20 protein-coding genes are annotated in these 22278 nt (G+C 73.5%); 6 read left to right on the forward strand and 14 right to left on the reverse strand.

What is annotated here, in order from left to right; all coding sequences use genetic code 11:
- Positions 1–201: 201 nt before the first annotated feature.
- A complete protein-coding gene (locus JOF36_RS18880; RefSeq protein WP_210028367.1) occupies positions 202–861 on the reverse strand; it encodes a GntR family transcriptional regulator in 660 nt (219 codons plus the stop codon).
- 35 nt (positions 862–896) lie between these two features.
- Positions 897–2363 (reverse strand): FAD-dependent tricarballylate dehydrogenase TcuA, encoded by a 1467-nt coding sequence (gene tcuA, locus JOF36_RS18885; protein ID WP_210028373.1) that lies wholly within the window; start codon positions 2361–2363, stop codon positions 897–899.
- 169 nt (positions 2364–2532) lie between these two features.
- Between tcuA and JOF36_RS18890 the strand changes: the two genes are divergently transcribed.
- From JOF36_RS18890 to JOF36_RS18900, 3 genes are read left to right on the forward strand one after another with little or no spacing between them, the layout of a single operon-like run.
- Positions 2533–3489: a Bug family tripartite tricarboxylate transporter substrate binding protein gene (locus JOF36_RS18890; protein WP_210028379.1), complete on the forward strand. Its 957-nt coding sequence runs from the start codon at positions 2533–2535 to the stop codon at positions 3487–3489.
- Complete coding sequence (locus JOF36_RS18895) at positions 3486–4022, forward strand: tripartite tricarboxylate transporter TctB family protein (RefSeq protein WP_210028383.1); 537 nt, start codon at positions 3486–3488, stop codon at positions 4020–4022. Before JOF36_RS18890 ends, JOF36_RS18895 begins: the two co-directional genes overlap by 4 nt.
- Positions 4023–4026: 4 nt before the next feature.
- Positions 4027–5541, forward strand: a complete 1515-nt coding sequence (locus JOF36_RS18900) for a tripartite tricarboxylate transporter permease (RefSeq protein WP_210028384.1) — start codon at positions 4027–4029, stop codon at positions 5539–5541.
- A gap of 7 nt (positions 5542–5548) precedes the next feature.
- On the opposite strand, the gene JOF36_RS18905 is transcribed toward JOF36_RS18900, so the two are convergent.
- Positions 5549–6640 carry an AbrB family transcriptional regulator gene (locus tag JOF36_RS18905; RefSeq protein WP_210028385.1) on the reverse strand — a complete coding sequence of 364 codons (1092 nt, stop codon included), beginning with the start codon at positions 6638–6640 and terminating at the stop codon, positions 5549–5551.
- Between the two features lie 135 nt (positions 6641–6775).
- Here JOF36_RS18905 and JOF36_RS18910 point away from each other — a divergent pair, with 135 nt between their 5' ends.
- Positions 6776–8494, forward strand: a complete 1719-nt coding sequence (locus JOF36_RS18910; protein ID WP_210028386.1) for a class I adenylate-forming enzyme family protein — start codon at positions 6776–6778, stop codon at positions 8492–8494.
- 13 nt (positions 8495–8507) lie between these two features.
- Here JOF36_RS18910 and JOF36_RS18915 read toward each other — a convergent pair whose 3' ends face one another.
- The 3 genes from JOF36_RS18915 to JOF36_RS18925 form a co-directional block, all read right to left on the reverse strand.
- The gene (locus tag JOF36_RS18915) at positions 8508–8972 is read right to left on the reverse strand and encodes a nitroreductase/quinone reductase family protein (protein WP_210028388.1); all 465 of its coding nucleotides are present in this window, start codon (positions 8970–8972) and stop codon (positions 8508–8510) included.
- A 207-nt stretch (positions 8973–9179) separates the two neighbouring features.
- Positions 9180–10301 carry a hypothetical protein gene (locus JOF36_RS18920; RefSeq protein ID WP_210028391.1) on the reverse strand — a complete coding sequence of 374 codons (1122 nt, stop codon included), beginning with the start codon at positions 10299–10301 and terminating at the stop codon, positions 9180–9182.
- An 8-nt stretch (positions 10302–10309) separates the two neighbouring features.
- Complete coding sequence (locus tag JOF36_RS18925) at positions 10310–10843, reverse strand: YbhB/YbcL family Raf kinase inhibitor-like protein (RefSeq protein ID WP_210028395.1); 534 nt, start codon at positions 10841–10843, stop codon at positions 10310–10312.
- Positions 10844–10945: 102 nt separating this feature from the next.
- Between JOF36_RS18925 and JOF36_RS18930 the strand changes: the two genes are divergently transcribed.
- On the forward strand, positions 10946–12523 hold the full coding sequence (locus JOF36_RS18930; RefSeq protein ID WP_245352182.1) for a Na+/H+ antiporter: 1578 nt from the start codon (positions 10946–10948) through the stop codon (positions 12521–12523).
- Positions 12524–12770: 247 nt separating this feature from the next.
- Here the strand turns inward: JOF36_RS18930 and JOF36_RS18935 are convergent, their stop codons facing one another.
- The 7 genes from JOF36_RS18935 to JOF36_RS18965 all read right to left on the reverse strand — a co-directional run bounded on the left by JOF36_RS18935 (position 12771) and on the right by JOF36_RS18965 (position 19727).
- The gene (locus tag JOF36_RS18935) at positions 12771–13103 is read right to left on the reverse strand and encodes a GYD domain-containing protein (RefSeq protein ID WP_210028401.1); all 333 of its coding nucleotides are present in this window, start codon (positions 13101–13103) and stop codon (positions 12771–12773) included.
- 115 nt (positions 13104–13218) lie between these two features.
- Positions 13219–14040 carry a family 1 encapsulin nanocompartment shell protein gene (locus JOF36_RS18940; protein ID WP_307862462.1) on the reverse strand — a complete coding sequence of 274 codons (822 nt, stop codon included), beginning with the start codon at positions 14038–14040 and terminating at the stop codon, positions 13219–13221.
- Positions 14037–14618 (reverse strand): hemerythrin domain-containing protein, encoded by a 582-nt coding sequence (locus JOF36_RS18945; RefSeq protein WP_210028408.1) that lies wholly within the window; start codon positions 14616–14618, stop codon positions 14037–14039. The genes JOF36_RS18940 and JOF36_RS18945 overlap by 4 nt, the downstream gene beginning before the upstream one ends.
- A 67-nt stretch (positions 14619–14685) precedes the next feature.
- Positions 14686–16995, reverse strand: a complete 2310-nt coding sequence (locus JOF36_RS18950) for a xanthine dehydrogenase family protein molybdopterin-binding subunit (protein WP_210028412.1) — start codon at positions 16993–16995, stop codon at positions 14686–14688.
- A gap of 106 nt (positions 16996–17101) precedes the next feature.
- Entirely contained in the window at positions 17102–17863 is a 762-nt protein-coding gene (locus JOF36_RS18955; protein ID WP_210028414.1) for an SDR family NAD(P)-dependent oxidoreductase, read from the reverse strand.
- 25 nt (positions 17864–17888) lie between these two features.
- Complete coding sequence (locus JOF36_RS18960) at positions 17889–18884, reverse strand: iron-siderophore ABC transporter substrate-binding protein (RefSeq protein WP_210028419.1); 996 nt, start codon at positions 18882–18884, stop codon at positions 17889–17891.
- A gap of 87 nt (positions 18885–18971) precedes the next feature.
- Positions 18972–19727 (reverse strand): class I SAM-dependent DNA methyltransferase, encoded by a 756-nt coding sequence (locus JOF36_RS18965; RefSeq protein ID WP_210028424.1) that lies wholly within the window; start codon positions 19725–19727, stop codon positions 18972–18974.
- A gap of 212 nt (positions 19728–19939) precedes the next feature.
- On the opposite strand from JOF36_RS18965, the gene fabG reads away from it, so the two are divergent.
- Entirely contained in the window at positions 19940–20698 is a 759-nt protein-coding gene (fabG, locus tag JOF36_RS18970; protein WP_210028427.1) for a 3-oxoacyl-ACP reductase FabG, read from the forward strand.
- A gap of 84 nt (positions 20699–20782) precedes the next feature.
- Here fabG and JOF36_RS18975 read toward each other — a convergent pair whose 3' ends face one another.
- Positions 20783–22213 (reverse strand): GH39 family glycosyl hydrolase, encoded by a 1431-nt coding sequence (locus JOF36_RS18975; protein ID WP_210028431.1) that lies wholly within the window; start codon positions 22211–22213, stop codon positions 20783–20785.
- Positions 22214–22278 lie beyond the last annotated feature (65 nt).

Genomic DNA, 22278 nt, shown 5'->3' on the forward strand with positions numbered 1-22278 from the left:
GCGAGCGGCACGACGCCTGGTCGGCGAGATCGAGCGCCGATCGGCGTCCACCCGGCAGCGACCGCGTCCGCCGGCACCCGACGCCGCCGCGCCAGGACCTCCCCCGACCGCAGTCCGATCATCCGGCCCGGCCCGGCCCGGCCGGCCCGACCATCAGACCCGGCCCGATCGCCACCGGAGCGGCTGCGCCGACCGTGCGGATCAGGCGCGGCCGGCTGCCTCACGCAGCAGGTTCAACCGGAGAGACCGGGCGGTGTTCATGTGCGCCGCAGCGATCCCGGCGGCCCGGTCGGCATCCCGGTCCCGCACCGCCCGCAACAGATCGGCGTGCTCGCCGAGGGCCTCGTTCCAGCGCCCGCCCACCGAGAGCGTCGAGCGCGGCGCGTGCACCAGGTGCACGCTGAGTCGCTCGAGCAGGTCGATCAGCACGGGGTTGTGCGTGGCCTGCCACAGCATCGCGTGGAACTCCAGATTGGTCCGGATCCGGGCCGCGTCGTCGGGCTCCACGAGCTCCCGGTCGCGGGCCAGCAGACCTTCCAGGCGCAGCAGGTCGGAGGTGCGGTGCCCGGCCGCGGCCTGGCGGGCGGCTTCGGCCTCGAGCATGATCCGCATGTCGTAGATCTGCACGACCTCCTCCGGGTCGACCCGCCGGACCTCCAGTCCGCGCACCCCGGGGACCAGCAACCGGTCCTGCTCCAGGCGCCGCAACGCCTCCCGCACCGGAGTGCGGGAGACGCCGAACCGCTCGGCCAGAGCGGTCTCGCGCAGCGGGGTACCAGGGGGGAGCTCGCCGGCGACGATGTCCGCCCGCAGGCCCGAGTACACCGTGGTGCCGTCGGGCCGCGCCCCGTTCGCGGTCATCGCTGCCCAGCTCCCATCGTGGCGCCCGTCGGTACTCAGGCCAGTGTCCCAGCCCGCCGCCCGAACACCGCCCCCGAGGTCAGTCCGGTCCCGCCGGGGTAGTTCCCGCTGAACAGCCCCCCGAGCATCTCCCCGCAGACGAACAGCCCGTCGATCGGCGCGCCGTCCGTACCGAGTACCCGGCCGTGGGTGTCGGCACGGAGCCCACCGAAGGTGAAGGTGATCCCGCAGGTGACCGGGAAGGCGTAGTACGGCGGCTGCTCCAGCGGGATCGCCCAGTTCGACTTCGGCGGCTCGACCCGCGCCGCGCGGCCGTCCTTCACCGCGATGTCCAGCGGGACGGACTCGTCGATCGCGGCGTTGAACTCCTTCACGGTGCCGGCCAGCGCCTCCGGATCCACCCCGATGCCGGCGGCCAGCTCCTCGAGCGATCCGGCGGAGACGACCGAGACGCCCGCCATGTCGTACTCCTCGGCGCGCAGGCTGGATCGGGTGCGGGCGTCGAAGATCTGGAACGCGACGCCGCCCGGCTGGGCGAGGATCGAGGCGCCGTACCGGGCGTAGGTGTAGTTGCGGAAGTCGGCGCCCTCGTCGACGAACCGCCGGCCGTGGGCGTTGACGATGATCCCGAGCGGGTAGCCGCCGCGGGTGAGCTGGTTGGTGAGCTCGCGGTTGCTCTCGTTGTCCGCGAACCACGCGTCCCAGGCGACGCTGTGGCACGTGCCCCAGTCGCCGTGGACGTCGGCGCCCGCGGCGATCGCGGCCGTGAGCATGTCCCCGGTGTTCAGCGGGGTACCGCGCACCTTCGCCTGCTCCCAGCCCGGGCCCAGGTGCTCGCGGCGCATGTCGGCGTCCGCCTCGAAACCGCCTGCGGCCAGCACCACCGACTCCGCGGTGACGGTGCCCGAACCGCCGTCGGTGCCGGTCCAGGTCACACCGGTCACCCGGTCGCCGTCGCGAACCAGGTCCCGGGCACGGACGCCGTGGCGGACGGTGATCCCGGCCCGCTCGGCTGCCGAGGCGTGGTCGGTGATCAGGCCCTTCCCGCCGCCGGTGTTGCCGACGGCGAGCCCGCCCCAGAACACCTGCCTGCCCTCGGCGTCGGGATAGGCCTGGCGCTCGTACATCAGCCGGTAACGCAGGCCCTTGCCGTGCAGCCACCGGATGGCGCCCTGGCTCTGCGCCACCAGGACCTCGGTCAGCTCCGGATCGTTGCGCCCGGAGGTCACCTTCGCCATGTCGGCGTGGAAGGCCTCCTCGGGGTAGGGCGGTAGATCGCTGATCGGGTGCCGGTCGTCCGGGTCGAGCAGATCGGCGATCGAGTCGAGGCCGTCGTGCGCGATCCGGACCGCCCCGGCGGTGTAGTAGCTGTTGCCGCCGTCCTGACCGCGGTCTCCCTTCTCCAGCAGCAGCACCCGGCGCCCCCGCTCGGCGGCGGCATGTGCCGCGCTGAACCCCGCGTTGCCTCCGCCGACCACCACGACGTCGAATCGTTCGTCCATCGATGCCTCCCTTGTACCGAGTGGATACGAGTGTATACCGTTGTATCCATCGGGGCGGCGGTGAAGGCCGTCACCGGAACCGGCTGGAGGCGTGATGGAGCGACGAGGCTCGTCGAGAACCCGACAACGGCGGCCTGCGCCGGGGAGCTGGGTCCCCTGGACGGTGGCCGTGCTGGCCACTCTCCTGGTGGTGTCGACCGCGCCGTCCGAGCGGACCGGATCGGCCACGCACGACGTGCTCGCCGGTGGCCAGATGCGGCTGATGGCTCCGGCCGCGCCCGGCGGTGGATGGGACCAGACCTCGCGCGAGATGCAGGCGGCGCTGCGGGACCTGACCGGGCGGACCGAGGTCTACAACGTCGCGGGCGCAGGCGGAACCATCGGGCTGAGCCAGTTCGTCCGGTTCGGCGACGACCCGACCCAGCTCATGACCACGGGACTGATCATGCTGGGAGCGGTCGAGGCGAACGGCTCCGAGCACTCGCTCGACGACACGACCCCGCTGGCCCGGCTGACGACCGACTACCAGGCCGTGGTCGTTCCGGCCGAGTCCCCGCTGCGCTCGACCGCCGACCTGGTCGCGGCGATGCGCGCCGACCTGTCCGCGGTGTCGATGGCGGGTGGCTCGGCAGGTGGCGTCGAGCAGATCCTGGCCGGGCTGATGGCCGAGGCCGTCGGCCAGGACCCCGCACAGGTCAGCTACGTCGCGCACTCCGGCGGGGGAGAGGCACTGACCACCCTGCTGTCCGGTCGCGCGACGATCGGGATCTCCGGGCTGTCGGAGATCGAACCGCAGATCGAGGCGGGCACGGTGCGCGCACTGGCGGTGTCGAGCGCGCAGCGGCTGCCCGCGGTGCCGGACGTTCCGACGCTGGGCGAGGGAGGCGTCGACGTCGAGCTGGAGAACTGGCGCGGTGTCGTCGCGCCCGCGGCGATCTCCGACGAGGAGGAACGCGCGCTGGAGGACGTCGTGGTCGCCATGGCCCGCACCCCGGCCTGGCAGGACGCCCTGGCTCGGCGCGGATGGGGCGACGCCCTGCTCGCCGGCCCGGAGTTCGAGGAGTTCGTGCAGAGCGAGCAGGCGCGGGTCTCCCAGGTACTGACCGAGCTGGGGGTGGGGTCGTGAGCGACGACCGGACCGAGGCGGACGACCGGACCGGGACAGCAGCCGCCGACGGGGGCCCGGCGGGTCTCGAGGACCGCCGCGAGCTGATCGCGTCGGCCGCACTGGGTGGTGTGATGGTCGTCGCGGCGGTGCTGATCCTGGTGGACGCGGCCCGGCTGCCCACCACCTCCGACGCCCTCGGTCCGGCGGCGGTACCGATCCTGGTGGGAGCACTGCTCGGCGTCGTCGGGGCGGTGCTCGCGATCCGGACCGGCCTGCGCCTGGCCGGTGCCCCGCAGGGCGCCCTACGCCCGGCGGGCGGCGCCGTGCGGGTTGGCGTGATGGTGCTCGTGCTGGTCGTGTTCGCCGTGCTGCTGCCGGTGCTGGGCTTCGTGCTGTCGTCCGCGGCGTTGTTCGCGATCACCGCGCTGCTGCTGGGCGCGCCGTCCGTGGGACGTGCGATCGCCTACGGCTGGGGTCTCGCCGCGATCGTCTTCCTCGTCTTCGACCGGCTGATCGGGCTCACGCTCCCGGCCGGACCCTGGGGGTTCTAGCCAGATGGACCAGCTCGGACTCCTGCTCGACGGGTTCGCCGCCGCACTCACACCGGCCAACCTGTTGTGGGCACTTCTCGGCGTCACGATCGGGACGGCCGTCGGCGTGCTGCCCGGCATCGGCCCCGCCCTGACGGTGGCGCTGCTGCTGCCGGTCACCTTCCGGCTCGAGCCGACCAGTGCGCTCATCCTGTTCGCCGGCATCTACTACGGCGGGATGTACGGCGGCTCGACGACCTCGATCCTGCTCAACACCCCCGGCGAGAGCGCTTCGGTGATCTCTGCGCTGGAGGGCAACAAGATGGCCCGCTCCGGACGCGCCGCCGCGGCGCTCGCCACCGCCGCGCTGGGCAGCTTCGTCGCGGGCACCGTCGGCACGATCGCACTGACGTTCCTCGCACCGGTCGTGTCGGACCTCGCCACCTCGTTCGGGCCGCCGGAGTACGTCGCGTTGATGGCGGTCGCGTTCGTGACGGTCAGCGCGTTGCTCGGCGCCAGCCTGCTCAAGGGGGCGGCGAGCCTGCTGATCGGCATCACCGTCGGACTGGTCGGGCTCGACTCGCAGAGCGGACAGCCACGGCTGGTCTTCGGCATCGACTCGCTGCTCGACGGCATCGACGTCGTGATCGTGGTCGTGGCGCTGTTCGCGCTGGGGGAGACCTTCAGCCACCTGCTCACGGGCACCGGGCACTCGACGGTGGAGCCGCTGCGGGAGCGGGCCGTGCTGTCGGGCGCCGACCTGCGCCGGTCGTGGCCGGCATGGTTGCGCGGCACCGCGCTCGGCTTCCCGATCGGCAGCCTTCCGGCCGGTGGGGCCGAGATCCCGACGTTCCTCAGCTACAACCTCGAGAAGCGGCTGACCCGGCATCCCGAGGAGTTCGGGAAGGGCGCGATCGAGGGTGTCGCGGGGCCGGAGGCGGCGAACAACGCGGCCGCGGCCGGAGTGCTGGTGCCATTGCTGACGATCGGGTTGCCGACCTCGGCGACCGCGGCGGTGATCCTCACCGCTTTCCAGTCCTACGGCCTGCAGCCCGGTCCGCAGCTGTTCTCCGAGTCGGGGCCGCTGGTGTGGACACTGATCGCCAGTCTCTACCTCGGCAACGTCATGCTGCTGGTGCTGAACCTGCCGCTGGTCCGGCTGTGGGCTCGGGTGCTCACGATCCCGGCGTACGGGATCTATGCCGGTGTGGTGGTGTTCGCCGCCCTCGGTGCCTTCGCCGCCGGGGGAACGACGGCCGACCTGCTGGTCCTGTGCGCGATCGGGCTGCTCGGACTGGTGATGCGCGAGGCCGGTGTGCCGGTGGCGCCGGCCGTCGTGGGGCTGATCCTGGGCCCGCTGGCCGAACAGCAGCTGCGTCGCGCCCTGACCCTGTCCGAGGGGGACCCGTCGATCCTCGTGTCCGGTCCGGTCACCGTCGGGTTGTGGTGCGTCGTCGCGGTCGCACTGGGCCTGGCCGGCGTGCGGACGATCCTCCGGCGCAGGCCGCGCCCGGCAACCCGGGCCGGACAGCAGGTGTGACCGGCGCTCAGCCCTGGACGCCGGTGCCGAGGCGTCGTCCCACGAACCGGGCGAGCCACGGCGCGACCAGCAGCATCAGGATCACCCGCAGCACCTGGACGGCGAGCACCGACGTGACGTCCACCCCGGAGGAGATCGCGGTCGCCAGCACCGCGTACACCCCGCCCGGGGTGGTCGCGAGGTAGCCCTCCAGCAGCGTCATCCCGGTGAAGTGCGACAGCAGCAGCCCCAGCCCCGCGGACACCACGACCACGGCCAGGATCAGCGCCGTCGCCAGGGGCAGCACCCGGGCGACGGTGCTCAGCGCGTGGCGGGTGAACCGGAGCCCGGCCTGCCAGCCGATCACCGCATAGGCCACGCCGACCAGCAGCATCGGTACCGAGGCGTCGAACGACAGCCCGGACAGGCTGATCGCCAGCGCGACCACCATCGGGCCGAGCAGGGAACCGGCGGGGACCCGGGCCAGCCGCCCCAGCGGTACCCCGACGGCCACGCAGACCGCGGTGACGACGAGCCCGACCCACCACGGCGCGTCGGTGACCGGGGGGCTGCCGCCGTCGCCGGGTGAGCCGGGCCGGGCGCCGTAGACGAGGGTGGCGACGACCGGCATCGTCGCCGTCACCAGCCCCACCCGCAGATACTGGATCACCGCGACGACGCGTTCGTCGCCACCGAGCTCGCGGCTGATCGCGACCAGCCCGGAGGCACCGCCCGCGGTCTGCGCGAGCATCCCGGTGAGCGGGGTGACCCCGCGCTGCAGGCCCATCAACAGCCCGGCCGCCATGCTGGCCAGCAACGTCCCGAGGCTGATCAGCAGCACCGGGAGCCACTGCGCCGCCACGGCCGCGAGCGTGTCGGGGCGGGCCAGCAGCCCGATGACGATCCCGATCACGGCCTGGCCACCGGACGTGATCGACCGCGCGACCCGGGCGGGGCCGAGGCCGGTCAGCGCGAGGGCGGCCGCCACGAACAGTCCGGCGAACAACGCGGGGGAGGGGACGGCCAGCGCGCTCAGGGCGGCGGTGCCGGCGACGGTGAGCACGGCGAGCAGCAGCCACCGCCACCAGCAGATGCTCCGGAGGCGCCCGGACGCCGTCACCGTGGGATCACGCCTGCGAGGGTAGGTCGGTGGGTCGACGGTGTCCCGGTGAAACCTCACACGGTCGTTGATCCGTCGCAACTACTTCCGGTCGGGCGCGTGACCGGGTAGGACGGGCGGTGAGGAGGTGCGCCGATGGCGGAGCACGCCGACGAGGTCGGGCTCGGGCCGGTGATCGCGGGTCTGACCGCGCCGGGCGGGGAGTTCGCGCTGGAGACCGTTGAGGTCGGCGGGATGCCGATGCGGGTCTACCGCCGCGCCCCGCACACGCTGCGCGAGCTGTGGGAGACGACGGCGGCGTGGCCGGAGCGGACGTTCACCGTCTACTACGGCGAGCGGCTGACCTACGGCGAGCACCGGTCGCTGGTCGCGGACCTGGCGGGCCGGCTGCTCGACCCGTTCGGGCTCCGCCGGGGTGACCGGGTCGCGATCGCGATGCGCAACGTCCCGGAGTGGCCGGTGGCGTTCTTCGCCGCGCAGGTCGCCGGCCTGGTGGTCGTGCCGCTCAACGCGTGGTGGAGTGCCGCGGAGCTGGCCTGGGCGGTGGCGGACTCGGGGGCCCGGGTGGTCGTCGCGGATCCGGAGCGGACGGAGGCGCTGACCGCGACGTGGGGCGCCGATCCGGCCGGAGCGGTTCCGGTGGTGCGGGTGCGTGGTACCGGGCCGCAGGCACCGCCCGGCGTCGTCGAGTGGGCCTCGCTCGGCCTGCGTACCGACGGTCCCGGCTCGGTCGACGACCTGCCGGCTCCCGGCCCCGACGACGTCGCGACGATCCTCTACACCTCCGGGACCACCGGTCGTCCCAAGGGCGCGGTCGGCACGCACCGCAACCACGTGACGAACCTGCACAACGTCGCGCTGCAGGCCCGCGCCACGGCACTGCAAAGTGCAGATGTTCGCTCCGCAAGCTCGCTCAGCGGCGCCGAACCGCCCGCGGGGCAGCAGGGCACGCTGCTGATGTACCCGATGTTCCACATCGCCGGGATCAACGGCCTGGTCGGCGCGGTGCTGGCCGGCTCGAAGCTGGCGACGCTGCACCGCTGGGACCCGGAGCAGGCCCGCGCCGTCGTCCGGTCCGAGCGCCTGACCCGCTCCAACGGGGTCCCGTCGACGACGGCGGAGTTGCTCGACGGTGCCGACCCGCAGGACCTGGCGTCGTTGCGGACGTTCGGCATGGGCGGGGCGCCGGTGCCGCCGGAGCTGGTGACCCGGATCGGGCGGGAGCTCGGCGCCGGTGTGGCCAACGGCTACGGCCTGACCGAGACGACGTCGGCGATCTGCGCGAACACCGGATCGGACTACGCGGCCCGGCCGGACAGCGTCGGCCGGCCCGCGCCGGGTGCCGAGCTGCGGATCGCCGGGCCGTCCGGGGAACCGCTGCCGGACGGCGAGATCGGCGAGCTGTGGTTCCGCGGGCCGAACATCGTGCGCGGGTACTGGAACGACCCCGATGCCGACGCCGCGGCGTTCGTCGACGGCTGGTTCCGCAGCGGGGACCTGGGGCACGTCACCGACGGCTGGGTGTACGTCGTCGACCGGCTCAAGGACGTGGTGCTGCGCGGCGGGGAGAACGTGTACTCCGCGCAGGTCGAGGCCGCGATCCACGCGGTGCCGGGTGTGGTCGAGGTGGCGGTGTACGGCGTCCCGCATCCGCGGCTCGGCGAGGAGGTGGCGGCGTTGGTGCGCGGGGCACCCGGCGCGGACCGCGACGACGACGCCGTACGCGCCGCCGTCGCGGACCGGGTGGGGACGTTCGCGGTGCCGGCCCACGTGGCCTGGACCGGCGAACCACTGCCGAGGACGGCGACCGGGAAGATCCGCAAGCGGGAGCTGCGCGACGCCTTCCCGGGCTGAGGTGCGGGCCTGGTCAGACCGGGTCGACGCGGAACACGGGGCAGATCCCGGCCAGCTCCCCGAGCGCCTCGGGGGTCGGCTCGGCCGCGACGCCGTTCTCGACCATGAGCTCCACGCCGTCGGGCGTCACCTCCGGCCAGGCCCGCAGGACCGGCCGGGCGGCGTCGGCCGGGAGCTCGGTGAGGACGACCGGCTCGGGCTCGGCGGTGGGTGCGCTGCTCAGCGTCGCCCGCCCGTCCGCGGCGCGGACGTTCTTGATCCAGTCGGCGGCCGGGAACCCGCCGACGACGAACCGGGTGCCACCGGACTCGTGGACCGTCAGCGGGGTGGAGCGGGGCGCGCCGCTGCGGCGGCCCGGGACGGTGAGGACCGGCAGCTCGAACGGCAGCTCGCCGCGCTCCCGCCGGCCGAGGAACTCGTCGTTCATCTCCTTGAGTCCGCGCGGGGCGCGGATGAGGCTGCGTGGGTCGTCGATCACGGGCGGGCTCCCCTGCTCAGTACGGCGTACGGAGTCCCAGAGTGCCACCGCGCGGGGCCGGCGTCGAGGAGATTTCCGCGACGGGTGGCGCCGACACCGCGGTGGCGACGGCGGTCCGCGGCCGGGTACGTGTGCAACCCGGGTCAGGCCGACATGCGGACGGTCCTGCAGCAGGCGGTCAGGAGATCCCGTGCGAGACCGACGTGCTCAGGTGTCCCGGGCGGCGTCGAGCTCCTGCTCGGCGCGGGTGACCTCGGCATCGGCCCGCCGGGCGCGCCGGGCGGCGTCGCCCGCCTCCCGCTCGACCGACTTGAGCGCGCGGTCGGCCTCGGTCGCCTCGGCACGGGCCCGGTCCAGCTCCGCACGCAGGTCGTCGACGCGCCGATGGGCGTCGTCGCGGTGCTCGGCGGCGTCGTCCGCGCGTTCCCGGGCGTCGTCGCGTTCCCGGGTCGCGTCGTTCGCGGCGAGCCGGGCCTGTTCGAGCCGGTCCTGCGCGTCGGCGAGCGCCTGCTCCCGGCGTTCGCGGTCGCGGCGTTCGGCTGCCTCGCGTTCCCGCTCCTCCCGCTCGGCCCGGCGCTGTTCCCGGGTGCGCCGGTCCACCTCGCGGCGCTTCCGGTCGAGCTCGCCGGTGCCGGTGCCGGTGCCGGTGTCCGAGTCCGAGCCCGTGTCCGCGTCTGTGTCCGTGTCTGCGCCGGAGCCCGGGCCGCCGTCCGCGGCCGCCCCCGAACCTGCGCCTGTGCCGGTGGCCGGGCGCTCGTCCTCTGAGTCCGAGTCCGTTCCCGGGTCCTTCTTCGGCCGGGCCATCTTCCGAGCCTGTGACGGCCCGGACCGACGCCCGTCACCGTCGTCGGCACCGAAGGTCCCGAAGCCGCTGTGCCGCTCGAAACGCACCAGCCGCCCGGAACGCACCTGTGCGGCCAGGTCGTCGTCGGCCAGTGCCGACTCCAGCACGCCGCGCACCTCGCGCTCGAGGCCGGAGTCGACCTGCTGCCCGGCCTCCCGGCCGAGCCGTGCCGCGCGCCGGGCCAGCGCCCCGACCAGCTTGTTGCGCTGGGCGGAGACCTGACGCAACGCCGAGCCGTCCAGCGAGCGCTGCGCGTCGGCCAGGGGGCCGGCCAACGCCAGCAAACCTTCGACCTCGTCGGGAGCCGCATCGACGAGCAGGTTGGTCAGCCAGGCCGCCCGGGTGGGACGCCGGAGTGCGGCGATCGCCCGGGCGGCGGCCTTGTCCCCGGCATCGCGGGCGTGGGTGACGGCGTCGTCCCGCGCGGCGACGAACTCCCCGGGCGGCACCCGGTAGAGCTGCTCGGCGACGGCGTCGGCGTCCACGACAGCGGTCAGCTCAGGTTCGCGTGCGTCCCGACCAGCACCGCCCGGCCGAGGGTGTGGCCGAACAGGTTGAACGCCAGGAACGCGGGCGTCGCGGTGGCGGGGATGTCCAGCGACGGCACGTCGACCGCGTGCACGGCGAAGAAGTAGCGGTGCGGACCGTGCCCGGGGGGCGGGGCGGCACCGAGGTACCGCGCCAGGCCGGCGTCGTTCGGCAGCTGCACGGCGCCCTCGGGCAGCCCGGAACCGGCCTCGTCACCGGCGCCCGCGGGCAGCGAGGTCACCGACGCCGGGATGTTCAGCACCGCCCAGTGCCAGAACCCGGACAGGGTGGGGGCGTCCGGGTCGTAACAGGTGACCACATAGGACTGGGTTCCCTCGGGGGCACCGGTCCAGGACAGCTGCGGGGAGACGTCCTCGCCGCCGGCGCCGAAGATGCCGGAGAGCTGGGGTGTGGCGAGCGCGGAGCCCTCGGCGACGTCATCGCTGGTCACGGTGAACGACGGGACCGGGGGCAGCTCGTCGTAGGGGTTGCGGGGCACTGTGGACGACCTCCTCGAATCGGATGCGGGTGTCCGCACGATCCTGGCACGGCGCGCCGAGTTCCGTCCGGCAGGCGAGTGTGCAGGCTGGCACGTGTGGAGATGCTGCTGCTCGTCGTCGGCCTGATGCTGGCCGCGGTCGTGCTGGTCGGGGTGGGGGAGCGGCTGCGGCTGCCGTGGCCGGCGCTGATGGTCGTGCTCGGCGCGGTCGCGGCGCTGGTCCCCGGCCTGCCCGACGGGTTCGCCGTCGACCCGGACCTCATCCTGCCGCTGTTCCTGCCGCCACTGCTGTTCGCGACCGCGCAGCGCACGTCGTGGGCACTGTTCCGGGCCCGCTGGCGGACGATCGCGCTGCTGGCCGTCGCGCTGGTACTGGTCACCGTCACGGCGGTCAGCGCGACGGCATGGGCGCTGGTCCCCGGGATCGCGCTCACCGCGGCGGTGGCCCTCGGGGCCATGGTCGCGCCGCCGGACCCGGTCGCGGTCGAGGCCGTCGCCGGGCAGGTGGCGATCCCGCGGCGGCTGATCGCGGTGCTGCAGAGCGAGGGCCTGTTCAACGACGCCATCGCGCTGGTCGTGTTCCAGACGGCGGTGCTCGCGACCGTCTCCGGCGACGAGCTCAGCCCGCTCGGCCTGGGGTGGCGGTTCGTCGCCGGTGCGGCCGGCGCCGTGGTCCTCGGTCTCGCGGTCGCCTGGCTGGCCCGCACCGTGCTCGGCAGGCTCACCGACACCACCGGTCGCAGCGCGCTGACCCTGGTGCTGCCGTTCGCGACCTACCTGGCCGCCGAGGAGGTCCACGCGTCCGGGGTGGTCGCGGTCGTCGTGCTGGCGCTGCAGCTGCGGGCCCGGGCGGGCGCCGACGAGGCCGCGGAGCGGATCACCCAGACGTCGCTGTGGGACGTGGTGGAGCTGCTGGCCACCGGTGTCGCCTTCGGACTGATCGGGCTGGACCTGCGGCAGGTGGTGACCGGAGCCGGGGACGAACTGCCCCGGATGCTCGGGCACGCCGCGGTCGTCTGCGTCGTGGTGGTCGCCGTCCGGACACTGTGGATGTTCGTGGCCTGGCGGGTGGTGCGCCGCGGTGACGACGCGACCTCGGTGCCCCGTACCGGACGCGAGGCGGTGCTGCTGGCCTGGTGCGGCATGCGCGGGCTGGCGACCCTGGCGCTGGCGCTGTCCCTGCCGGTGACGCTCGCGTCCGGCGCGCCGTTCCCGTTCCGGTCCGAGCTGGTGCTCATCGCGATCTCGGTGCTCGTGGTGACGCTGCTGCTGCCCGCGTTCACCCTGCCCGCGCTGGTGCGGGCGCTCGGCGTGGACGACGAGGCCGAGGCCGAGCGGCGCGCCGAGCGGGAGATCGTGCTCCGGGCCCGCCGTGCCGCGATGGCGACCGTCGAGTTCGAACGGGGGATCCGGCACCTGCCCGACGACGTCGGTACCCGGCTGCGCGAGCGGATGGAACGCCTGGGTGGCGTGCTGTCCGGTGAGACGGCGACCGAGGAGGACCGGCAGCGGCTCGCCGCGATCCAGGCGGTACGCGGGCAGCTGGCCGAGGCGGAGGCCTCGGCACTGGCCGCGGCCCGGGCCGAGGTGCTCTCCGCCCGCCGGGAGCCCGGGGTGGACCCGCACGCCGCCGACCGGGTGCTGCGCCGGCTGGACCTGCGGACGGTGCTGCTCGACTGACCGAGCGCGGCAGACGCCCGACGGCCTGGCGTCCGGCAGCGCCCGAGTGATCGTCATTTCAGTGCCGATCGGTGCCACGGATGGCACGGATCGGCACTCATCGGGTGATCACGCCGAGCGCGGAACCCGGTCCGGCGACCTGCTGACCTACGACGCGGACCTGGTGAACGGTGTCCCGGCCGCGGAGCCGGGACACCGCTGACCGGCTCCCACAGGCGAGCAGCTCGGCACGACCGCCGCGTCCGGATCAGGTGCCGGGGGCCCGGTAGACCCCGGCCGCCTCACCGGCCTTGCCCAGCACCGCGACCAGCCGTCCCGGATCGATCAGCTCCCGGGTCTCCACGCTGCGGAACGCACCCGAGCTGTTCACCGCGATCGACGCCGCGGCGGCCGCTTCGGCGTCGGGCAGGTCACAGATCGCCATTCCGTCGTGGCCGCCGAACATGAGGTAGATCGACTCCAGACTGCCCCCGGCCCCCTCGGCCACCGCGCGTGCCGCGGCTGTCCGGTCGCCCGGGTTCTGGATCATCCTGCTCCACGCCTCGGCGGTGTAGGAGAAGAACAACACGTACTTGGGCATCGCGTCCTCCCTGCTCGATCGGCTCGATCGCCTCGCCGGGACGGCGGAGGCGTGCCGGGCTACTCGCCGCCGATCTCTCCCGGGTTACGGGCCGCTCGCAGCAGGAGCGGAGGAGTCAGCGCAGCACCACCGCCGCGTCGGGCTCGGTGACCCGGAAGGTGAAGGACTCCTCCAGGTAGAGGTGCACCTCGCCGGCGTCGTGGTCGGAGTAGCCGATCGCGATGTCCTGGCCGACGTCGAGCACGAAGTCGCCGCCCCGCTGAGAGACGACCAGCGCCCCGTCCAGCCCCGGTGCGCGCAGGATCTGCCCGCCGAGGATCCGGGTGAGGTGGTCGAACAGCGGATAACCGCCGTGCTCGGCGGTCTCGGCGATCCGGGTGAAGCCCTGCGGGCCGATCGCGAGCGCGAACGGGCCTTCGATCCCGCTGCAGCGCAACCGGTCCACTGCCCGTGCGACGATGCCGGGGTAGTGGTCGGCCTGCTCACCGAGCGGTAGCGCGGGGTGGGGCGAGGACTCGACGACGCCCTCGATCAGCGCGTCCGGCCAGCCGTGGAACATCGCCCGGTTCTCGATCTCCGCGGCCTCCCGGGCGGCCCGGGCGAGGTCGTCGAACTCCGGGTCCTGGGCGCCGCGCTCGAGGTCGTCGATCTCGTCGCGCGACACCGTGAACGGCACCCGGAACTCGGCGAGCGGCTGGACCCGGCGCAGCCGGGCGGTGGCACGCCCGGCCGCCACCCCGGGCGGCGGGCCGCCGAGCCGGGTCGAGCGGCCGAGCGAGACCGAGGAGGTCTCCCAGCCGGCGGCCCCGCCCCAGTCGGCGAGCCGGCGTCCGGCCAGCAGCGGGGTGAGCCGCTCCCGGGCCTCGTCGTCGATCGCTTTCCAGGCCGTGACCGGGATCGGCGCCTTGTCGCGGAGGAGATGGTCCTGCACGGTCACTGGTTCTGTCCCTTCAGACTGCCGATGCCGAGGCCGGCGGTCGTCGCGGTGGAGGGATCGAGGCGTTCCTCGACCCGCTCGACGTAGGCCTCGGGGTCCTGGTCGGTGTTGTCGAGGCCCGCGGTGGTGGGGTGGGCCTCGAGGAACTCCGCGAACTGCTGCCCGAGCGAGTCGCGCAGCCCGGAGGTGGCGCTCTGGCGGAAGTTGGCCAGGCCCTCGTTCTCCTCCTCGGCCATGTGCTCGTCGTTGGCGCGGCGGGCGTCCCAGACACCGGCCCACCATTCCTGGGAACCGACCGGGTTGCGCTCGGCCCGCGCGACCCCGTCCCGGATCTCGTTGTGGTCCCCGATCGCGTCGAGGGTCTCCTCCTCGGGGTCCTCGCCGTGCGCCAGCAACTGCGGGTAGAAGATCTTCTCCTCGGCGATGGCGTGCACGTCGAGCCGGGCGGCGAGTGGCTCCCACAGCCGGGACAGCTCGCGCGGATCGGTCCCCGCGCGGGCCTGGAGCTCGTCCAGGTCCGCGAACTGTCTCCGGAACCAGGCGTGGTCGTCGAGGATCAGCGTCGTGATGTCGGGCACGATCCGCAGCGTAGGTCCGCGCCGCCCGCCCGGCACGGCGAAGACCGTACCGGGCGGACGGCGGGGGTCAGGCCGTCGTGGTGGTCGACAGCGCCCGCCACACGTTCTGCGGGGTCAGCGGCATGTCCACGTGCCGGACGCCGAGGTGCGACAGCGCGTCGACGACGGCGTTGTGCACCGCAGGCGTCGACCCGATCGTCCCGGACTCGCCGATCCCCTTGGCCCCCAGCGGGTTCAGGTGTGTCGGCGTCTCGGTGGTGGACGCCTCGAACCCGCACAGGTCGGCGGCGGACGGGATCGTGTACGAGGCCAGGTTGCCGGAGGTGGGGTTGCCGTCGTCGTCGTAGCCGACGTTCTCGAACAACGCCTGGGAGATCCCCTGCGCGATCCCGCCGTGCTGCTGGCCCTCGACCAGCATCGGGTTGAGGATCTTCCCGCAGTCGTCGACGGCGACGTGGCGCAGCAGCGAGACCCGGCCGGTGTCGGCGTCGACCTCGACGACGGCGATGTGCGTGCCGAACGGGAAGCTGGACTGGCCCTGCGTGAAGTCGAGCTCCTCGCGCAGGGCCGCGGCGGCGCCGTCGGCCCGGCCGCTGCCGTCCTCCGCCGCGGCCGCGGCCTGCGCCCAGGTCACCACCCGGTCGGCGACCCCGCGCACGCCGAGGCCCTGCTCGGTGAGCTCGATGTCGTCGACCGAGGCCTCCAGCAGGTGCGCGGCGATCTCCCTGGCCCGGTTCACCAGCTCGCCGGAGGCGGAGTGGATCGCGCTGCCGCCGGTCTGCAGCGAGCGCGACCCGAGCGTGCCGGCGCCGCGCGGCACCTGTGCGGTGTCCGACTGGACGAGACGGATCTTCTCCATCGGGACCTTCAGCACTGCCGACGCGACCTGGGCGAACGCGGTCTCGTGACCCTGGCCGTGCGCGCTGGTGCCCGCCGAGACGGTGAAGCCGCCGTCCGGGTGCGCCTGGGCCGAGCCCCACTCGCCGTCGAGCCCGAGCGGGGCGGTGACCTCGACGTAGCAGCCGACGCCGATGCCCAGCAGCGACCGGTCGCCCGCCGCGCGCCGGGCCCGCTGCTGCTCGCACAGCTCGCGGTAGCCGGCCGCCTCGATCGCCGCGTCCAGGGTCCGGGCGTACTCGCCGTTGTCGTAGGGGGCGCCGGTCACCGTGGTCATCGGGAACGACTCCGGCGGGATGAAGTTCAGCCGGCGCAGCTCGGTGGGATCGAGGTCGAGCTCGTCGGCGGCGATGTCGAGGACCCGCTCGAGCATCTGGGTCGCCTCGGGGCGCCCGGCGCCCCGGTAGGCGCCGACCGGGGTGGTGTTGGTGGCCACCGAGCGCCAGGAGAACTCGATCTTCGGGATGTCGTAGACGCCCTGGGACATGAGGTGGGTGAGGGTGGGCAGGATGGTGCCGATCATCGGGTAGGCCCCGACGTCGCCGACGACCCCGGCCCGCAGCCCGACGATCCGGCCCTCGCGGGTCAGGCCGAGCTCGACGTCCTGGCGCTGGGCGCGGCCGTGGACCATCGCGAGCATGTTCTCCGAGCGGGTCTCGGTCCACCGCACCGGATGCCCGAGCAGCAGGGCCGCGCGGGCGACGATCGACCACTCGATGTACTCGAAGGCCTTCGGCCCGAACCCGCCGCCGACCCGCGGTGCGATCACCCGGACCAGATCCGGTTCCAGGCCGAGGTCCCCGGCGAGCGCGGCCTGCGCCCCGTGCGGGGTCTGGGTGGGCAGCCACATCGTGACGCCGCCGCCGGGCTCGCCCGGGACCGCGACGCACCCGTTCGGCTCCATCGGGACGCCGGCGATGCGCTGGTTGACGAAGGTGGCGCGCACGACGTGGTCGGCGCCGTCGAACAGGCCCTCGATCTCACCGGTGCCGCCCGCGGCGGCCACGTTGGTCCCGGCGTCGTCGAACAGCAGGCCCGCGCCGTCGGCGAGGGGCGCCTCGTAGCCGGTCACCGCCGGGAGCGGCTCGATGTCGGGGACGACGGCCTCGGCCGCGTCCTGGGCCTGGGCGGCGGTCCGGGCGATGATGACGGCGACGATGTCACCGACGAACCGGACCTTGCCGTGGGCGAGGTGCGGCCGGGACATCGTGTCGGGGACGACCCCGGGCAGCCCGGCCCGCGGCGGCAGCCCGAGCGTGTCGAAGGTGTGGACCGCCTCGACACCCGGCAGGGCCCGGGCCTCGTCGACGTCGATCGCGCCGAGCGTGCCGTGCGCGATCGGGGACCGGATGAACACCGCGTGGTAGGCCCCCGGGTGCGGCAGGTCCGCCGTGTAGTCACCGGCTCCGGTGATCAGCTCGCGGTCCTCGGTGCGCAGTACCCGGTTACCGAGGTACGAGCCCTGAGTGGTGATCGACATCGTGGCGGCTCCTCTCACGCGGCGACGACGACGCGTGGGGCGGGGGAGTTGTGTCGGTGATCACGCTAGCGGCTGATGTGTCACCGACCAACCCTCCCGGTGCCGCTCAGGTGATGGTGATCCCGCCGTCGACCGGGATGGTCTGCCCGGTCAGGTACCCGCCGGCGTCCGAGGCCAGGAACACCACGGCCGCGGCGAGCTCCTCCGGGTCGCCCGTGCGGCCCATCGGGATCCGCGCGGACATCTGCTCCAGGTAGCCCGGCTTGTACTGGTCGGTCATCTCCGAGGCGAAGAACCCGGGCGCGATCGCGTTGACCCGGATGCCCTTGCGCTCGGCCCACTGCTGGGCCAGGTCCCGGGTCAGCCCGATGACCGCCGCCTTGGACGCCGAGTACGCGGCCTGCGGCAGCGCGGCGGTGGTCAGCCCGAGGATGCTGGAGATGTTGACGATGCTCGACCCCGGCTCCATCCGGGCCGCGCAGGCCTGCGCCATCCAGTAGCTGCCGTTGAGGTTCACGTCGATGACCTGCGTGAACTGCTCCGGGGTCTCCTTCAACGCGGGGACAGCGGTGCCGATCCCGGCGTTGTTGACCAGCACGTCGAGCCGGCCGAACTCGTCGATCGCCCGCTGTGCGAGCGCCGTGCAGTCCGCCGGGTCCGCCACGTCGGTGGCGACGGCGACGGCGCGGCGCCCCGCGGCCTCGACCAGCTTCACGGTGTCGGCCAGCTTGTCGGTGCGCCGGGCACCGAGCACCAGGTCCGCGCCCGCCTCGGCGAGGCCCTTGGCGAAGGCCACGCCCAGCCCGGCCGAGGCACCGGTGACCACGGCGACCTTGCCGTCCAGTCGGAATCGCTCCATCACGCTCACGGGCGCGACCCTAACCCGGACCGGCTCAGGACCCGGCGCGGCTCAGCGCCGCGTCGAGCTGCGGGACCAGGCGCTCCAGCGCGTAGGGGGCCGAGAGGACGCTGTTGTAGGTCATCGCGCCGCGGGTGTCGGCGTCCGGGACGACCATCCGGCCCTGCGCGACCACGGGGACCTGTGCCAGCACCGCGTCGCCGTCGACCTGGGCCTTCGCCGAGCCCTCGTCGGCCAGCATCACCAGCGTGTCGCCGTCGAGCAGACCGGTCTGCTCCGCGGAGATCTCGACGAAGAAGCTCTCGCCGTCGTCGAGCTCGGCGATCCGCGGCGGCTGGACGAAGCCCAGACCGGACATGAACCGGCCGCGGGCGTCGGCGGCGGTGAAGGCGCCGTACTTCCCGTCGAACGGCAGCACGGTCGCCCCGACCTTCCCGCGGAACTGCGGGTGCGCCTCGACCGCGTCGGTGAACGCGGCGTCGGCCTGCCGGATCAGCTCCTCGCCCCGCTCGGGCTCCCCGAGCGCGGTGGCGACGGTGCGCATCTGGTCGTCGCGCGTGACACCGAACGGAATCGTCCCGGCCGGGCGGGCGACGACCGGGGCGATGGCGGAGAGCTGCTCGTACATCGGCTGCTCGATGCCCGAGCTGACGGCGAGGATGACGTCCGGGGCGAGTGCCGCGATCTGCTCCAGGTTCGGCTCCCCGGTCAGGACCACCGGCGGCTCACCCTGCACGAGCCCGCGGGCCCACGGTCCGAGCCCGCCGGTCTGCTCGTAGAAGGTGTACGACGCGGTGGCCACCGGGGTGACGCCGAGCGCCAGCACCGGGTCCGCGTCGGTGACGCCCAGGGCGACGACCCGCTGAGGTCGTTCCGGGATCTCGGTGGTCCCGAAGGTGTGCTCCACCTGGACCGGGAAGGGGCCTCCCGCCGCTCCCTCCGGTGCATCGGCGCCGTCGCCCGGGGCGGCGGACGAACAGGCGGTGAGCAGGGCCAGCAGGGCCACCAGGGGGAGGAGCTTTGTCAGCACGGCGCGGACATTAGCCGAGCCTTGCCTGGGCGGGGTACTCGCGCCCGCGTCGGTCGCGGCGTTGCGGCCGACGCGGACGCACCGTGACTAGCGCGGACGGCGCTTGCGGGCCACGACGGCCCGGTAGAGCAGCGGGTCCCGGCTCGTCGCGAGCCGGTGCTCGTAGACGCTGGAGTCCAGCTGCTCGAGCTCCCCGGACTCCAGCATGGAGTTGATCAGCCCGGCGAACCCGGTGGTGTCGCCGTCGGACAGGAAGTCGTCGCGCAGCGTGATGGCGACGAAGCCGTCCACCGCGACCATGTCGAACGCGGCCCTGAACGCCTCCGGCGGGATGTCACCGAAGCCGAGTGCCGCCACGCAGGTCATCGCGTCGAAGCCGCCGGAGGCGATCGCCGATGCCCGGTCCGGCTCCAGTGCGGTGAGGTCGATCACGTGGTAGTCGTCGTAGGCGTCGGGACGGTCGCGCTCGGCGGCCTCCCTGGCCTCCGGGATGATGTCGACGCCGACGACCTTGCCGATCCCGCGGGACCGGAGCTCCTCGGCGACGATGCCGTTGCCCGCGCCGACGTCGAGCACCCGCAGGCCGCCCGGGTCGACGCGGTCCGCGGTGAGCTGCCCGGCGAGCAGGTCGCAGACCACCGGCGGTGACTGGCACTGCAGGACCTCGTAGAACAGCTTCTCGTACAGGCCGGGGACCTTGTAGAGCTCGTCGTAGTCGTGGAACCGGTACTCCGTCCACCCGGTGCCGGTGTCGACGACGCAGTACTCCGTGTCCTGCTCGTGGGACTGGGTGGTTTCCGGCAGTGCGAGCCGGAAGGACGGTTCGGAACGCTCTACGGCCATAGAAGCACCTCGTGGTCGGGGACGGGACACCCCCGACGGTAGTCGACGGGATGCCCCTGGCCGGGTGAGCAATCGCGCACAGTTGCCTGCCCAACGGCGGGTGGTGGGTGACACGATCGACCCCGGCGGCGCGGCCGGACACCCGACGACTCGGGCACCGGCGGTGCGCCGCACCGGTTTCACCGGCGATGACCGAGGACGCGAGGAGAGACATGACCCAGCAGCAGAGGACCGCCATCGTCACCGGGGGTGCCCGCGGGATCGGCGCGGCGACCGCGATCCGGCTGGCGGCCGACGGGCACAAGGTGGCCGTGCTGGACCTGGAGGAGTCGGCCGCCAAGGCGACCGTCGAGACCATCGAGGGTGCCGGCGGCACCGCGGCGGCGTTCGGCGCGAACGTGGCCGACACCGCGGCCGTCGAGGCGGCCGTCGGCGCGGTGGCCGAGAAGCTCGGCCCGCCGACGATCCTGATCAACAACGCCGGGATCACCAAGGACAACCTGCTGTTCAAGATGTCCGAGGACGACTGGGACGCGGTCATGGGCGTGCACCTGCGCGGCTCGTTCCTGATGGCCCGCGCCGTGCAGAAGCACATGGTCGAGGCGAAGTGGGGCCGGGTGGTCAACCTGTCGTCGACCTCGGCGCTGGGCAACCGTGGCCAGGCGAACTACTCGACGGCCAAGGCGGGCCTGCAGGGCTTCACCAAGACCCTGGCGATCGAGCTGGGCAAGTTCGGCGTCACGGCGAACTGCATCGCCCCGGGCTTCATCGCCTCGGAGATGACCAAGGCGACCGCGGAGCGCCTCGGCGTGGACTGGGAGCAGTTCAAGGCGTCGCGGGCCACCGAGATCCCGGTGCAGCGTCCGGGCACCCCGGAGGACATCGCCCAGACCGTGTCGTTCTTCGTCGACGAGCGGTCGTCGTTCGTGAGCGGCCAGGTCATCTACGTGGCGGGTGGCCCGAAGGCCTGAGCACCGGCCGACATACGAACGGGACCGGCCCACCTACCGTGGGCCGGTCCCGTCGTCGTACGGCACCGGATCAGTGGTGCCGGGTCAGGCGTTGCTCTCCATCGGGACGATCGCCCAGCCGGGGATGGCCTCCTGGCCGGGGACCGGCACCGGGTCGGCACTGAAGTTCATCAGCAGCACCGCACCGTCGGCGGCCCGGAACGCGCCGAGCGTGGAGCCCTGGGCGCGGCCCAGCTCGACATCACCCTCGCGCAGCTTGGGGACCAGCCAGCGCCAGGCGTCGGTCAGCGGGGTCGGCTGCCCGCCGTCCTCCTCGGTGGCCGGGCTCCACAGCGACGAGTACTCCAGGTCGTCACTGCCCTCCGGGCCCCACAGCAGCGCACCCTGGGTGCCGGAGCGGGCCATCGCCTGCAGGACGGCGAGCGTCGACACGGCGCTGGCCGGGGTGCCGTAGCCGGCCTGGGCGTCGGCCGGGACGTTCGCGTAGAACTCGCCCCACCAGATCGGCAGCTGGGTCCGCTCCTGGATCCACCGGTCGATCACCGCGAACTTGTCGGCCCCGACGTCGACCGGGGAGATCGCGTCCTGCTGGCCGCGGTTGGTGGTCGCCCCGTCGACGACGATGAAGTCCGCGCCGACGTTGTTGGCCAGCCAGTACTCGATGACGTCGAGCGGACGCTGGTCCAGCGCGCCCCACGGGCCGCGGATGGGCGAGGCGTCGGGGGAGTCCGGCGGGACGCTGCTCATGACGACGTACGGGCCGCCGACCTGGACGTCCGGCCGGACGGACTTCACCGCTTCGTAGACCTTGTTGTAGAGCTCGGTGTAGCCCTCGTAGTCCCAGCGGTTCTGCTCCTCGTGGTAGAAGCCCTTGAGCTCGTTCCACACCAGGACGCGGTCGACCTGCGGGTAGCGCGCCACGGCCTCCTTGGCCAGGTTCGCGTAGTCGTCGAAGTGCTCGGGCAGGACCTGGCGCTCGAGCTTGTCCCACGCGGTGACGCCGGGCGGGCCGCCCTTCATCCAGTCCGGGCCGCAGCACAGCGTCAGCATCGCCTTGCCGCCGGTCTCCTGGGTCAGCTCCATCCGGCGATCCAGCGAACCCCACTCGAACTGGCCCGGCGCCGGCTCGGGGTTCAGCGTCCCGAAGCCCATGAGGTGGTGGTTCTGGTACTCGGGGCCCAGGCTGGACAGGATGTCGGCGCCGCGCTGCCGGGCGGCGGCCGGCTCGGTGTCGTCCAGGCTGTTCTGGGTGTGGGTGACACCGAGCTCCATCGGGCCGGGCTGCTTCTCCCAGGTCCAGCCCTCGTTCAGGTCGAGGGCGCGGGCGGAGGCCTCCAGCGCGGTCGGCGGTGGGCCGCCGGTCTCCGGGCCGCCCGAGGTGCAGGAGGCCAGGGCGAGCACTCCGACCAGGAGTACGGCCAGGGCGGACACCCGGCGCGAGGCCGAGCCGGTCGCCGGGGACGGCAGCAGCCGTCGCGGTGGCCTCGTCGGGGAGGGACGGCGGGACGCTCGCACGGGTTGGGACCTCACGTTCTGACACGGTCGCTGACACGTTCCGTGGCCGCTCCGACGAGACCGTG

Origin of the sequence: Pseudonocardia parietis, from assembly GCF_017876315.1 — a bacterium.
Lineage (GTDB): Bacteria > Actinomycetota > Actinomycetes > Mycobacteriales > Pseudonocardiaceae > Pseudonocardia > Pseudonocardia parietis.